The 13,047-nt window shown below is 49.0% G+C and carries 14 protein-coding genes and 1 riboswitch; of the genes, 6 read left to right on the top strand and 8 right to left on the bottom strand.

The window, feature by feature from the left end:
* The 4 genes from C1I60_RS25105 to isdC form a co-directional block, all read right to left on the bottom strand.
* Window positions 1-402, bottom strand: a 402-nt coding sequence (locus C1I60_RS25105; RefSeq protein WP_252361523.1) for a hypothetical protein, incomplete at its 3' end; no start/stop codon positions are given.
* Window positions 403-489: 87 nt separating this feature from the next.
* Complete coding sequence (locus C1I60_RS01970) at window positions 490-981, bottom strand: NEAT domain-containing protein (protein ID WP_137060270.1); 492 nt, start codon at window positions 979-981, stop codon at window positions 490-492.
* A 32-nt stretch (window positions 982-1,013) separates the two neighbouring features.
* On the bottom strand, window positions 1,014-1,481 hold the full coding sequence (locus C1I60_RS01975) for an NEAT domain-containing protein (protein WP_137060271.1): 468 nt from the start codon (window positions 1,479-1,481) through the stop codon (window positions 1,014-1,016).
* A gap of 71 nt (window positions 1,482-1,552) precedes the next feature.
* Complete coding sequence (gene isdC, locus C1I60_RS01980; protein WP_137060272.1) at window positions 1,553-2,068, bottom strand: heme uptake protein IsdC; 516 nt, start codon at window positions 2,066-2,068, stop codon at window positions 1,553-1,555.
* A 398-nt stretch (window positions 2,069-2,466) separates the two neighbouring features.
* On the opposite strand from isdC, the gene C1I60_RS01985 reads away from it, so the two are divergent.
* From C1I60_RS01985 to isdG, 4 genes are read left to right on the top strand one after another with little or no spacing between them, the layout of a single operon-like run.
* Window positions 2,467-3,447 carry an ABC transporter substrate-binding protein gene (locus C1I60_RS01985; protein WP_137060273.1) on the top strand — a complete coding sequence of 327 codons (981 nt, stop codon included), beginning with the start codon at window positions 2,467-2,469 and terminating at the stop codon, window positions 3,445-3,447.
* Window positions 3,448-3,450: 3 nt separating this feature from the next.
* Complete coding sequence (locus tag C1I60_RS01990; RefSeq protein ID WP_137060274.1) at window positions 3,451-4,449, top strand: FecCD family ABC transporter permease; 999 nt, start codon at window positions 3,451-3,453, stop codon at window positions 4,447-4,449.
* Window positions 4,446-5,237: an ABC transporter ATP-binding protein gene (locus C1I60_RS01995; protein WP_137060275.1), complete on the top strand. Its 792-nt coding sequence runs from the start codon at window positions 4,446-4,448 to the stop codon at window positions 5,235-5,237. The genes C1I60_RS01990 and C1I60_RS01995 overlap by 4 nt, the downstream gene beginning before the upstream one ends.
* A gap of 1 nt (window position 5,238) precedes the next feature.
* The gene (isdG, locus tag C1I60_RS02000; protein WP_137060276.1) at window positions 5,239-5,595 is read left to right on the top strand and encodes a heme oxygenase; all 357 of its coding nucleotides are present in this window, start codon (window positions 5,239-5,241) and stop codon (window positions 5,593-5,595) included.
* 115 nt (window positions 5,596-5,710) lie between these two features.
* On the opposite strand, the gene C1I60_RS02005 is transcribed toward isdG, so the two are convergent.
* From C1I60_RS02005 to C1I60_RS02015, 4 genes are all read right to left on the bottom strand, one after another.
* A complete protein-coding gene (locus C1I60_RS02005; protein ID WP_137060277.1) occupies window positions 5,711-6,715 on the bottom strand; it encodes an MBL fold metallo-hydrolase in 1,005 nt (334 codons plus the stop codon).
* 198 nt (window positions 6,716-6,913) lie between these two features.
* Window positions 6,914-7,024, bottom strand: a complete 111-nt coding sequence (cydS, locus tag C1I60_RS26400; RefSeq protein ID WP_404520786.1) for a cytochrome bd oxidase small subunit CydS family protein — start codon at window positions 7,022-7,024, stop codon at window positions 6,914-6,916.
* A 6-nt stretch (window positions 7,025-7,030) separates the two neighbouring features.
* Window positions 7,031-8,062, bottom strand: a complete 1,032-nt coding sequence (locus C1I60_RS02010; RefSeq protein WP_137060278.1) for a cytochrome d ubiquinol oxidase subunit II — start codon at window positions 8,060-8,062, stop codon at window positions 7,031-7,033.
* A complete protein-coding gene (locus C1I60_RS02015) occupies window positions 8,059-9,405 on the bottom strand; it encodes a cytochrome ubiquinol oxidase subunit I (protein ID WP_137060279.1) in 1,347 nt (448 codons plus the stop codon). The genes C1I60_RS02010 and C1I60_RS02015 overlap by 4 nt, the downstream gene beginning before the upstream one ends.
* A 464-nt stretch (window positions 9,406-9,869) precedes the next feature.
* On the opposite strand from C1I60_RS02015, the gene C1I60_RS02020 reads away from it, so the two are divergent.
* Both C1I60_RS02020 and C1I60_RS02025 read left to right on the top strand, forming a co-directional pair.
* Window positions 9,870-11,003: a virulence factor gene (locus tag C1I60_RS02020; RefSeq protein ID WP_137060280.1), complete on the top strand. Its 1,134-nt coding sequence runs from the start codon at window positions 9,870-9,872 to the stop codon at window positions 11,001-11,003.
* Between the two features lie 122 nt (window positions 11,004-11,125).
* A riboswitch (Lysine riboswitch) is annotated at window positions 11,126-11,327 on the top strand.
* Window positions 11,328-11,461: 134 nt separating this feature from the next.
* Entirely contained in the window at window positions 11,462-12,928 is a 1,467-nt protein-coding gene (locus tag C1I60_RS02025) for an amino acid permease (RefSeq protein ID WP_137060281.1), read from the top strand.
* Window positions 12,929-13,047: the final 119 nt, after the last annotated feature.

The raw sequence follows: 13,047 nt of genomic DNA on the forward strand, positions 1-13,047 counted from the left end.
AACATGATACGTAGCTTGTCCGACTGACGCATTATACTCTACTTTAAAAGTAGCTGGTTTCACAAAATAGAGAGCTTGTGGTGAATTGTTGCCTGTTTTTCTGTTCTTCACTGCATATTCAATTGAATATTTATTGGAGTCCTGAACGACGCTGGGGCTCTGTACCTCTGCAACTGAAACCACACCTACCGATGGTGCCGTTTCGTTCTCTGTCAGGGTTGTTTCCGCCATACTTGGTTCTGTCGAATATACATCCTCACTCACAGAAGTAGCAGACGCACCAGATTCAGTTGATGTGACAGTATCTTCGGCAGATACAACTGGTGCAGACGGGAACACAACCGAAAGCAGCATGGCAAAGGTCGCTAACATTATTAAGTATTTTCTAAATTGCCTCTTCAAGTGTATTAATCCCCCTACTTAAAATATACTCATTTGAAGCTCTCCCGAGCTTCAAATGAGTATTCAAATCAATACAATGTCTCTGTACTAATTAATCGTATCTTCATCAAAAACAAATTGAACGATGTAATCGTGATCGTATGGCACACCGCCAGTATATTCTTTCGGCACGCTTACGTGAAGTTTAGCGTTCAATAGCGCGGACAAATCGCTCACCGGAAACTCAACCACTCTAGTATCACCGGATGTGCTGACTACAGTTGCATTCACATATTGACCATTTTGTTGTGTTTTGAATTCAGTGACCCAAGCGCTTTTGGTAATCGTCACTCTAACCTTGTACTGACCATTAGCAGCAATCAAGGTAGCTGGCTTCGCCACATAACCGCCTGTATCCATGTAGGAAGGTGAAGTTGTACCATCTTTGTACACTGTGTAATCAATGGTATACGTACCATTAGGCAAAGCAGCATTCGCTTTATTTGTAGAAAACGGAGCTAGTACAACAAATACCAAAGCAGCCATCAATACAGTAAGCATTACTTTTTTCAAATTCATACGGTTCATGATCATGTTCATGTTCTCAGTCTCCTTTTACGTTTTATTGTGGATTAGATTTCGTCGAATTGCAGTTGTACATCATACTTGCCTGTGTAACCAATGACTGGAATCGTGATTTCAGCATAAGCGTTAACTTTGGCATTCAGGTCAGCAACTTCGAATTCCACTACGCGAGTGTTGCTGGCAGTATCAGTGCTTACCACAGTCGCATCTTGCAGTACGCCGTTTTGTTCCACTTTGAACGTTGTGATCAGATTGCTGCTTTTCACAGTCAAACGAACAATATTTTTGCCATTAGCTACAATAACCTGAGCTGGTTTCGTCAAATAGCTGTCCAGACGGGAGGTTTCATTCGTTTGATCTTTCAGAACAGCATAGTCTACTGCATACGTGCCGTCGGCTGCTGCCGCTTTAGCTGAGAATGGAGCAATAACTGCAAAAACAAGTGCTGTCATAATCAATGCAACAAGTACCTTTTTAAAAGAAAGCTGCTCAAAGCGATTCATTACCATATTCATATCTACACACACTCCTCTATTTTTTATGCTTGAATTTATGTTGATTTCATGAACGATAAGATTGCTTGAATTTACTTCTTAGAAGATTTGGTTGATTTCGTTGACTGGACGGCCGCTACTTTTTTGACACTTTTGGAATCAAAAGCGAAGCGAATGGTATAATCATGATCGTAATTATACGCAGGGACGGTAACATGAATTTTCGAAATCAGTGGGCTGCTCACAGTTGTAATTGGAAATTGTACAGTGCGGGTATCGGTTTTGGCATCCTTATGAATGACCTTTGTGTCGATGATTTTTCCTTTGTAATCCACTTTAAACCCGGTTGTCCATTCGCTGTGATTCAGCTTAATTTGCATGGTCATTTGGCCTTTTTTCACATACAACTTGGCTGGCTTCTCAAAATAATCATTAGCCATGGATACAGAATCGTTTTCGGCCTTGAGAATATCGTATTTAAGCGTGTATGTACCATCCGCCAATTTTGTAGAAGCCGTAGCGGCTACCACAGATGATGAAGTTGGCCAAAAGCTCAGCACACTGACCAGCAGAAACACAGCAATCATTGCAGAATAACCCTTCCTCATTTTGACAGCAGTCCCTCCCCACGAGAATATAAGTTAATTGATTATCATTCTCAATTGAATTTTTAAAAAAATAGCTCTTCCTGAGCTTTTCCTCCCCACCTTCCCATCCAGAAATTCGCAAAACCAAGTGAACCCATCACCAATATATCTTACACTTTTCGAATATGTCAATATGTATTTGCGTGTATATAACCCCTTGATATATGCTATTTTTTAAGAAAAATTTAGGACATCTTCCTCTATATGAAGAATCCCCTCCTCTCCATTTCAGTAAAGAAATTATTTAAAATTTTTGTTTTTTCAATTGACAATTCCTATTGATATTCATTATCATTCTCTTATACATAAATGAAAATGATTATCATTATTGTTTAACTTAAAATTGCAGGAGGAATGACATGAAATCTTATGTGTTGTGGTCATCCGCAGCGCTTTTATTGGCAGTTACCGGATGCAGTAATGGTACTCCGGCCGCAGATCACAAACCAACCACTGCATCTGTATCTGCCACTTCCGGCAAAACAAGCGGTGCGGCGATTCAGGTTACTGATTTTTCAAAACGGACGTTGGCGTTCCAAGGTATCCCTCAACATATTATTGCGCTCAGCAATGGCGATCTGGATATCATATATGCTTTGGGCGGAACAGCCGTCGGCAGACCCAACTCGAATGGACCTTCCGTCGTGCCTGCTGCTGAAAACGTTCAACAAGTAGGCTCTACTCATGAGGTCGATCTGGAGAAAATTACGATGCTCAAACCGGATGTCGTATTAGGCAATTACCCTATGAATGAGAAAGACATTCCAGCTATTGAAGGTGTCGGTTCGCAGTTGCTGCTGACAGGGGCCAATTCAGTCAAAGATATTCAGTCGCAAATTACACTCTTCGGACAATTACTGCAAAAGCAGACTCAGGCCGTGAAGCTGAATCAGCAAATTGACCAACAGGTAGCCACATTACAAAAGGAAACAGCCTCTACCTCCAAACCTAAAGTGCTGCTTGTTTACGGAGCCCCGGCCACATATATGGCGGCATTGCCGAATTCATTAGGGGGAAATATTCTGGAAATGGCTGGCGGTGCTAATATTGCCGCTGATTTTCCGGGGCTGCAAAATTTCCCGCAATATGCGCAGCTAAATACGGAACGTATCGTACAGGCCGACCCTGACTACATCCTGATTATGACCCACGGCAATACGGAAGAGGTCAAAGCCGCATTTATCAAGGAAATGCAGGAAAATGCAGCTTGGAGCGGAATCAAGGCGGTCAAAAACAATCAGGTCGAGGTATTACCCTCCGATCTGTTCGGAACCAATCCGGGCACACGGGTTACTGAGGCACTGGATTTGATGCACCAAAAGCTGTATCCGGCGAAATAAGCGATGAACAAACTACAACGCGCCAGAAGACGCACCATCGCCTGGATTACGCTTCCGATCCTGCTGATAGCTGTATCCGTGTACGGCCTGGCTTACGGATCGGTGTCGATTCCACTACGAGAAATCAATCAGGTTTTGCTACATAATGATGACTCCACCTATCGCACGATCCTAATGGATCTCCGGCTGCCCAGAGTATTAGTGGGTCTGCTCGTAGGAGCCTGTCTGGCAGCTGCGGGAGCACTTCTTCAGGGAGTCATGAAAAATCCACTGGCTGATCCCGGCATTATTGGTGTATCGGCTGGTGGTGGACTCGCTGCGGTCATCACGATGGTCATGCTTCCACAGCTTAGCTACCTTCTTCCGGTAACTGCCTTTTCGGGAGCCTTCCTGACTGCTGTTGCGATTTACCTGCTGGCTTGGGATCGGGGAGCCTCTCCCGTCAAAATCGTATTAGCGGGTGTTGCGATCAACGCACTGCTGGGCGCGGTCATGAACGGCGTGATGGTCATGTACAGCGACCGCGTGCAAGCGGTTCTCCCTTGGTTATCCGGCGGATTGAACGGACGAAGCTGGCATCATCTGGAGTTCATGGCGCCTTACGCCATCATTGGCTTAATCGCCTCCCTGTTTGCGATCAAGCCTGCCAATTTGCTGCTGCTGGGCGACGATTCAGCGCAACTGCTCGGACAGCGTGTAGAGCTTCAGCGGCTGCTCATTATCTTGCTCTCTGCCCTGCTCGCCGGTACGGCAGTCAGTGTAGCGGGGCTGATCGGTTTTGTAGGACTGGTCGTTCCTCATGTTATCCGCCTGCTGATCGGGGAGGATTATCGCTTCCTCCTTCCCCTTTCCATTCTGGGCGGCGGGACACTGGTCGTACTGGCGGATACGGTGGCACGGTCCTGGTTTGATCCGATTGAACTGCCTGTAGGTATTTTGCTGGCCGTCATCGGAGCGCCGTTCTTCTTAATCCTGCTCAAGAAACGGGGGAATTTCGGATGACAGCCATTCAGGGTGAGCATATCTCCTTGCAGCGCGGGTATTTCAAGCTGGACGATGTAAACATTACCTTACCCACCGGACAGCTCACCGCAATTGTCGGGCCCAACGGTTCGGGCAAATCCACGCTTTTGCGGATTATTACACGGCTGCTCAAGCAGGATCAGGGACAGGTTTCTGTACTGGGCAAGCCCGTGCAGGAGTACAGGCGGCGTGATTTTGCCCAGACGATTACAATGCTGCCGCAAATGAAGGATATGCTGCCGTTATTAACGGTTCGTGAGCTGGTCGCTTACGGAAGATCCCCTCATGCCAAAGGCTTGAGGACACGGCATACCGGACAGGATCAGCATATTGTGGACCATGTCATGGAAATCACAGGCATGAAGCCCTATGCGGATCGGATGTTCCATACTCTATCGGGAGGTGAACAACAAAAAGCGCGAATTGCAATGGCTTTGGCCCAACAAACGGGCATTCTTTTGCTCGATGAACCTACCACTTTTCTGGATATCGCCCATCAATTTGAGGTTATGGATATGCTGAGGCGTATCAATCACGAGTCCGGCTTGACGATTGTTATGGTACTGCATGATTTGCAGCAAGCTGCGGCCTATTGTCATCATATGATTGCGCTTAAAAGGGGACGAATCGCCATGGCCGGCGAACCCCGTCAGATTTTGACGTCTGCTTTTCTTCGCGACATTTATGAAATGAACGCCACGATCAAATTTGAGGATGGCTATCCGGTCATTATACCGACCATACCACATCATTCAGGAGGAATTTAATATGGTTATTGTTACCAACACATCTAAAATCACCCCGGGCAATGCCCACCTGCTCATCGAACGCTTTAACAAAGAAGGTAAAGTGGAAAAAATGGAAGGCTTCCTCGGTCTGGAGGTACTGCTCACTGAAAACACAAAAGATTATGAGGAAGTAACGATTAGCACACGCTGGAAGGAAAAAGAAAACTTCCAAGGCTGGACCAAAAGCGAGGCCTTCCGTGAATCACACAGCCACCGCCAAATTCCGGACTATATTTTAGAAAATAAAATCACGTTCTATGAAGTCAAAATCGTGCGTCATCCCATTAGCAGCACCGACTCCGATTCCTCTCTGGTGAACGATACCGAAGCGGTCTAATCCTGTAACACAGCGACAGACTTGTCTGCCCGCACCTTTTCACTCATTACAAGCCAACCATAAAAAGCGACTCCGCAGACCATTGTCCGCAGAGTCGCTTTTTAATGTGGAATCCTCAGATTGTAGTGGAACAGCGGCTTTGAATTTTCAGCGTCTCACCGTGTCCCAGTATATGAATGCGCTCCTTGGCGATACCCAAGCGTTCACGCTCCACTTCGAGACGATCCAGCGCCTCTTTCGGCGTATCATCCGCCAGCTTAAAGGCTCCGTAATGCATCGGGATCATCTGATCCGCGCCGCAATCCACGAACCCCTGCAACGCCTCCTCCGGTGTCACATGCTGCGAGGTCATGAACCATTCCGGCTCATATGCACCAATCGGCATAAAGGTCAGGTCAATGTCAAAGCGCTCGCCAATCTCCTTGAAGCCGCGGAAATATCCGGTATCTCCCACAAAGTACAACGTCGGTGCAGCTACCGTTTCTGAATTAGAATCCGTTTCTGTGACGGACGTGGCAGAGCCGATCACCTGCTGCTCACTTTGCAGCACGTATCCACCCCAATGCGAAGTATTCGTATCAAACGGCGTACGCCGCGTCCAATGCTGAGCCGGGACAAACGTGAACCGCACCCCGCCTACCGTAACATGATCCCACCATTTCAGCTCATGGCAGTTACGGAAGCCTTTGCGGACCATTTTCGCCTTTAATCCCGAAGGTACGAGCATCAGCGTATCTGCACGATACAATTTGCGCAACGAATCCATATGCAAATGATCATAATGCGAATGAGACAGCAGAATGATGTCCAACGGCGGTACATCCTGAATGCGGATACCGGGCGGAGCCAGTCTTTTGTCCAAAGCCATACGCTCAGCCCACACCGGATCCGTAACGATGTTCAGTCCGAGATATTGAATGAAAAAGGTTGAATGCCCTATCCAGGTCGCCGTCGTCGTGTCCCGGTTACTGTGCAAAAACTCCAGCTCCGGGGGATGGTTCGGAACAACGAACGTATAATCCTTTGTTTTGCTGCGGCGCTCCTGCCGCCATTGTCTGAATTGCTTGAGAGTTTTATCCGTATTGACATGATCCATGTTGTTAAAGCGAACTTTGGGCATGATGTAAGTAACTCCTTCCCTGACGGACCCGTTCTCCAAAAAGCTCGAAGCGGCTCAACTTCATTTATATATTACACGTGAGTGTGAACATCCAATGATGCAACATGCTGGTGTATGTAAAGTATAATTCAATCCGCCTTTTACATGCAAAAATGAACCCTCCCCATCAATCAGGAAGGGCCATCTCAGATGCTGTTGTCAGTCCTGTGGATTTTTAAAGCGTGCCGAGTACATAAACAGAAACACAATCGCCACCACAATAATAATAGGCGACTCATACATGATCGTAAAATGCTCGAAAGCAGCCATTTGTACTCACCCTTTCTTCCCCGCTTGTCCTCGCACATAATCCGCATCGAACAGGAACAGTCTCAAGATCAGGATCAGTGACGGGATGAGCACCAGCAGCCCCGCACTAAACGCCGTAATCAATGCATACGCCATGGCGGAGTTCGTAAAGCTGTGATGCACATTAATGTAGGGATACAAAACATACGGCAAATGCGAGCGACCATAACCATACCAAGCAAATGCAAATTGCAGCATGACCAGAATAAAGGAGGTTCCGAGATAACGCCGCCGCCATACCAGATAGACAGCTCCGACAAAGCAGACGAAGGAGGCAACAAACATCCATGCCATATTCAGCATATTGGCGAAATGGTCTGGATTTTGTTTGTTAATCTGAAAAAATGCGAGCAGACTCGCCACAATCGTAGGACCGCTCCAGAATAGCGCGTACCCGCGCACGATTTCAAAAGCAACCTTGTCTCCTGCCCTTTTGGCATAATAGGACAGAAACATCGCCGAGATATACAGTACACTCACCAGCGCAAGGAAAATAACCGCCCACGTATAGGGGTTGCCTAATAACTCGCCCCAGCCCAGATGAACACCTGTGCTGTTTTCCACAATAATGCCGCCTTCCGAAATGGCGAGAACCGTCGACAGCGCCGCCGGAATCAGCAGCCCTGTTGCGCCGTACAATGCCATGTAGACGATATTATTTGTACCGGAATGTCCATACGTGTTGTACGCATAGTACACCCCGCGGATCGCGAGAAGCACAATGGCAATACTGCCGGGAACGAGCAACGCTGTGCCATAGTAATAAGCCGCATCCGGGAAGAAACCATTCAGTCCCACCACGAAAAAAATGAGAAATACGTTCGTTACCTCCCACACCGGCGATAAATACCGCTGTATAATGTTGTGGATTTTGTTCTGGTGACCTGTCAGCACACTGTAAAAGCTGAAAAAGCCTGCGCCAAAATCAATAGATGCCACAATCAAATAACCGAACAGGAAGGTCCACAAAATGGCGATACCGACAATTTCATAGCTCACTTCCCTTCAGCCCCTTCCAGACCCAGCTGCTTTAGTTCTTCCACTGCATCTTTATTTCGGAACAGCTTGCTGAGAACCTTAATGGCTGAGAAGCACAACACGAGATACAAAATGATAAACATCACGAGCATCCATCCCACACTGGTGGAGGTGGTCGCTGCTTCGGACACCTTCATATAGCCGCGCAAAATCCACGGCTGCCTGCCAACCTCCGCGAACATCCAGCCCAGCTCAATGGCTACCATAGCCATCGGCCCCACCAGAATGAGCGCCAGCAGCAGCCATTTGGGGTATGGTTTACGACCTGGCAGACGCTTGCGAATCAGATACAACAGCGGAATGACGAGAATCAGCACCCCGGTGGTGATTTTGAGATCGAACATATAGTGGATAGACAACGGTGGTCGCTGATCCACAGGATAATCATTCAAACCCTTAACTTCTGTACTGGGCAGATTCCCGGCCAAAACACTAAGCGCATAAGGCACTTTCAAGGCGTACTTGATGTCTCCGTTCTTGTCCATATAACCGCCATATACGAAAGGAGCGTGCGTCATTGTATCAAAATGCCATTCGGCAGCAGCCAGCTTTTCCGGCTGATATTTGGCCAGAAATTTACCAGAAGCGTCTCCGATCATCACGGTACTGATGGCAAATACAATGGTACAGGTGGCGGTCAGCTTCAGCGCTTTTTTGAAATACGGGTGGTTACGCCCCCGCAGCATACTGTAAGCAGCCAGTCCCATCAGCACCCCAGCGCTCAATGTATACGAGGAAGCCAGCACATGAGAAACTTTGGTCGGCGTGGCCGGATTCAGCATGGCCTGGATGGGATGAATATCTGTCATGACTCCATTTTTAAGTGTAAAGCCTTGAGGCTGGTTCATGAACGAGTTCACAGTTGTAATAAAAACCGCTGATGCAGATGAGGCAATCGCTACCGGAATAAGCAGCATCAGGTGAAAATATTTGCTTTTAAACCGATCCCAGGTGTACAAGTAGATACCCAAAAAAATGGCTTCAATGAAAAAAGCAAACGTCTCCAAAAACAGAGGCAGCGCAATCGCTTGTCCAGCCACCCGCATAAAGGTAGGCCAAAGCAAGCTGAGTTGCAGTCCAATGGAAGTACCCGTGACGACACCTACGGCAACGGTGATGACAAACCCCCGCGCCCAACGTCGGGCCAGCAGCGTATAGTGCGGATCACCGGTTCGCAGCCCGCGCCATTCCGCGAGTGCAATCATCAAAGGTACGCCAACGCCAATGGATGCAAATACAATATGAACAAACAGGGTAATTCCGGTCAACATCCGGCTTAGCAACACGGGGTCCAGTGAAGACAAATGGTACTCACTCCTTCATTTCACATTTTAAATAGAAAGCACCTGCATACATTTCTTCGGATTACGATCTAGGGAGTCAGGCGGGCTATGCTTTTAATGACTGCGTACAGCATAATAACCGCTATCACAATACACACAATAATGAGCGTCCTTTCCTGCTTGCGGAACATGGGAACGCCTCCTTTACTCGTCGTTTGGAGCATGGGGAGAACATATCTTAGTCTAGCTAAATTTTGTTATTTTTAACCATTATGCCGCTATAAATTTAGCAGGATTCCATTTTGGATATTGCCATGTGCAGTCGAATCGTTCTGGGCAGCTACTTTTTAGCTTCATTAGTGTGAGATTTATCATTGTATTTTCATCAAAATGACGAACTCCCTCTTTGGAGACATTCGTGGAATGAGGTACAATACAGATAAGCTATATATGGAGAACTTTTGAATAGGAGGCTGTACCGCGCTATGAAAATAACATCTATCGAGCCAACTCCCAGTCCGAACACCATGATGCTGCATCTGGATGAACGCCTGGAAGCGGGCATTCGCAGAACATATACACGGGATAATGAACGCTCCGCTCCCCCCTTTATCCGGCGTATGCTGGGCATTGAAGGAGTCAAAAGCGTGTTTCATACGACGGATTTTGTAGCCCTTGATCGCAAAGGGAACGCAGATTGGTCCACCATTCTGGGTCAGGTTCGCGACCAGCTAGGAGAGGAAGGCGCAGACGCCAATTGGGACTTGCCAGAGGAAACCTCCGGGGAAGCGTTTGGTGAGGCACAGGTATTTGTGCAATTTTTCCGGGGCATTCCGATGCAAATCCGGGTCAAGGCGGGCCAGCAGGAGGAACGGATTTCCTTGTCCGACCGTTTCGTGCAGGCCGTAACCCGGGTAGCCAGTGCCACGCTGATCAAGGAGCGCAAGCTGAGCGATTACGGCGTCCGCTATGGAGAGCTACCGGATATCGCGCGCGAGGTGGAGCAGGAGCTGGAGGCAGCCTTTCCGCAGGAGCGGCTGGAGCAGATTATCCAGCAGGCGATTGCCCACGGCGCGGACAACAGCGAATTCGTGGAGGAACGCCGCGAATGGAGTGATGCCGAGCTGGAGCAGGCCCTACAGCACGAGGATTGGCGTACCCGCTACGCCGCGCTGGATCGGCTGGAGCCGACGCCCGAGCATTTGCCACTCATCCGCCAAGCGCTGCATGACGACAAAATGCAGCTACGGCGGCTGGGGGTCGTCTATTTGGGCGATCTGCGCACACCGGAGGCGATGGAGCTGCTGTTCGAGGCGCTGCGTGATCCTTCAGCGGCCGTACGCCGTACGGCGGGCGATACGCTGTCGGATATCGGCGACCCGGCGGCTACCGGAGCTATGATCGGAGCCTTGTCGGATAGCAGCAAGCTGGTTCGCTGGCGGGCTGCCCGCTTTTTGTACGAGGTCGGCACCGAGGACGCGCGCGAGGTACTGGAGAAGGCCGTTGATGACCCCGAATTCGAGGTCAGTCTACAGGCCAAAATGGCGCTGGAGCGCATTGAGTCAGGCGAGCAAGCCGCAGGTACGGTTTGGCAGCAGATGGCCAAGCGCAACTCTTGATTTATGATTTTAGGACTGGACCTTCAAAAAATTGTCGATTGTCAGAAGATGTACAGGTACGCTATACTTTAGTTTGCTATACAATAACATATCATGTCATACACCTCATCAACCCTGTTTTATGATGAGGTAGAGGTCGCGGATGTAATCAGTACACCGGAGGAGACGCCAAGAGCCGTCTGTGATTCCTGTGGAAAGGTACACCCGCCGAAGTATGCGGAGCCGACTCTTTGTAAACCTCCGAATGCTGGGGCTGCTGACCGAAAGGAGCAGAACTGTCACGCGATGTCCTAACACAGACACGTGTGTTGAGCTATCTTGTTATAGAAGAAGGTATGGTGCGGAATGCATAGACAAGACCGCAGGCGTATTCCCTGCGGTCTTTTGACGTTTGTAATCCCCCTCCTTCAGGCTCTTGCCCTGACATGAAATACCATTTCATGAAGGAGTGTTTGAACGTGCAACACAAAGCGACACCTGCCGCAACCTTGCGGAAAAGTCTCAAAGCCCGACATATGACGATGATCGCCCTCGGGGGCTCCATCGGAACAGGCCTGTTCCTCGCCAGTGGAGGCGCGGTTGCAGAAGCCGGACCCGGAGGGGCCTTGCTGGCTTATGCAGCGGTCGGCCTCATGGTTTATTTCCTGATGACCAGCCTCGGTGAGCTGGCTACGTTTATGCCTGAATCCGGCTCTTTTAATACCTATGCTGGCCGCTTCGTCGATCCGGCTTTTGGTTTCGCCATGGGCTGGAACTTCTGGTACAACTGGGCCGTGACGATTGCCGCCGAATTGGCAGCAGCGACCGTGCTGATCAAATACTGGTTTCCCGAAAGTCACTCCGCCTGGTGGAGTTTGTTATTTCTAGCCGTGATCTTCGCGCTGAACGCGCTGACGGTCAAAGGCTACGGTGAATCCGAATACTGGTTCGCCATGATTAAAATTGTGACCGTGGTTATCTTTCTGACCGTGGGTGTGCTGATGATCTTCGGCATTATGGGAGGTCCAGCGATTGGCTTCGCTAACTTTACTGTGGGCGATGCCCCGTTCCACGGCGGATTTTTCGCTGTATTGGGTGTGTTCATGGCCGCAGGCTTTTCCTTTCAGGGAACCGAACTGATCGGGGTAGCCGCCGGAGAGAGTGAAAATCCGCGTGAAAATGTGCCGCGCGCCATCCGTCAAATCTTTTGGCGTATCCTGTTCTTTTATATTCTGGCGATTCTCGTCATTGGCTTGATTATTCCGTACACCAATCCGAATTTGCTGCGGGGAGATATCAGTGACATCGGGGTCAGCCCGTTCACACTGGTATTTGAAAAAGCGGGGCTTGCCATTGCCGCCTCCGTTATGAACGCCGTTATTTTAACTTCCGTATTGTCGGCAGGTAATTCCGGAATGTACGCGGCAACACGTGTACTGTACGCTTTGGCACGGGAAGGCAAAGCCCCCCGTTTCCTCGGACATATCAATCGGCGCGGCATTCCCATGAATGCACTGCTGATCACGACCGCTGTCGGTATGCTGGCCTTCCTCGCCTCCCTGTATGGGGACGGTGTGGTCTACAACTGGCTGCTAAACGCTTCCGGGATGTGCGGATTTATTACATGGGTCGGTATTGCGGTCAGCCATTATCGCTTCCGCCGTGCTTTTACAGCACAGGGTCGCAGTCTGAGTGAGCTTCCGTACAAAGCCCGCTGGTTCCCGTTTGGTCCCTTGTTTGCCTTCGCTCTGTGTATTATTGTGATTATCGGGCAAGGTGCCGATGCCTTTACCGGGCAAGCCATTGACTGGAAAACGATGATCGCTACGTATATGAGTGTGCCGCTGTTCCTTCTTCTGTGGCTCGGCTACAAATGGATCAAGCGTACCAAAATCGTTCCACTCAACGAGTGTGATTTGGACCCGGATGCGTCTTCCGGTAAATAAACAATAGTAAAAAGCCCGTCTCCGGGCATATACAGGTGGAAATTCGGATGAACGGTCCTATGGATCGGATCAGGTTCATCAGCATCTTCTCCCTGATATGTGGAGACGGGCTTTTTTCT

Origin of the sequence: Paenibacillus terrae, from assembly GCF_005217525.1 — a bacterium.
In the GTDB taxonomy this organism is placed as follows: Bacteria; Bacillota; Bacilli; order Paenibacillales; family Paenibacillaceae; genus Paenibacillus; species Paenibacillus terrae_C.